Origin of the sequence: Cryobacterium sp. TMT3-29-2 (assembly GCF_004564305.1) — a bacterium.
Classification (GTDB): Bacteria; Actinomycetota; Actinomycetes; order Actinomycetales; family Microbacteriaceae; genus Cryobacterium; species Cryobacterium sinapicolor.
Genome location: NZ_SOGK01000067.1, coordinates 1 through 1,233, shown reverse-complemented (window position 1 = coordinate 1,233; position 1,233 = coordinate 1). Strand labels below are relative to the sequence as shown.

Here is a 1,233-nt window from a genome sequence, read left to right as displayed (position 1 = left end):
GTGTTTCCGGACAGTCCTCCTGAATTCAGGATTGGATAGACAAATGGAACACGAGAAACACAAGCACTTCAGCCCGGAGTTTCGGGCTGCCGCGGTGGCCCGCGTCGCCGAGGGCGACACATCGATCGTGAAAGTCGCCGCAGAGCTCGGGATCAACCACCGGACTCTGTGGACCTGGGTCAACGCGGCGAAGCTCTGCATCATCGATCCTGCTGGTGAGCTCACACCGCAGGCCCGGAAACGGATCCGGGATCTGGAGAAGGAAAACGCCCGGCTGCGGAGGGATCTCGACTTCGAGAAAAAAGCGAAGGCCTTCTTCCTGGAACTCGATCAAAACGACAACGATTCGAAATGATCTCCAGGTTGAAGGCCGACTTCCCCATCGCCTACCTCTGCCACCGGCTCGGAGTATCAACATCAGGGTTCTACGACTGGTCGCACCACGTCACCGCGCCCGCGCAGAGGCGGCATGAAGACCTCACCGCGCAGGTGATGATCGCGTTCGCCGATTCCCGGGGCGCGGCCGGATACCGCAAAGTCACCGCGGCCCTGAACCGGGCCCGGGTCCCGGTGAACCGCAAAACCGTCGCCGGAATCATGCACGATCTGGGATTAATCTCCCCGGCTGCAGAACGCTCCTTCAAGATCCGCTACCAGCGGGCCTCCCGACTGGCCGACCCGGTCGATCTGCTCCTGCGGGACTTCACCTCGCTGAGCGTCGGCAGGATCCTCGTCGGCGATATCACCTACATCCACACCCAGGAAGGCTGGCTCTATCTCGCCACCGTCATTGACCTGGCCTCCCGTTCCGTGCTCGGCCACGCGACCGGAGCCCGCATGACCACCCAACTCATCACCCGGGCCATGAACATGGCCCTGGAGACCGGCCACGTCAAACCAGGAACGGTTTTCCACTCCGACCACGGAGTCCAATACCGGTCGAAACGGTTCACGAAGTACTGCGGCCGCCACGGCATCATCCGCTCCATGGGCGCGAAGATGCAGTGCTGGGACAACGCCGCCGCCGAAACGTTCTTCTCCAAGCTCAAAAGCGAAAGCCTCAACTGGCAAACCTTCACGACAAGGCGCAAAGCCCGCACCGAAGTCATCGAATACGTTCACCACTTCAACAACGTTCGCCTGCACCAGACCCTCGGCTACTCAACACCCACCGAACGACTCATCAAACTCACACTCGCCGCCTAAAATGAAACCGAGGACCCCGTCCGAAAA

At 60.7% G+C, this 1,233-nt stretch carries 2 protein-coding genes; both read left to right on the top strand.

The annotated features are described in order from the left end of the window. On the top strand, positions 1 to 355 hold a 355-nt coding region (locus E3O67_RS08085; protein ID WP_167726536.1), incomplete at its 5' end, for a transposase. Beyond that, on the top strand, positions 352 to 1,206 hold the full coding sequence (locus E3O67_RS08080) for an IS3 family transposase (RefSeq protein ID WP_135102425.1): 855 nt from the start codon (positions 352 to 354) through the stop codon (positions 1,204 to 1,206). The genes E3O67_RS08085 and E3O67_RS08080, both read left to right, overlap by 4 nt. The last annotated feature ends 27 nt before the right edge of the window (positions 1,207 to 1,233 follow it).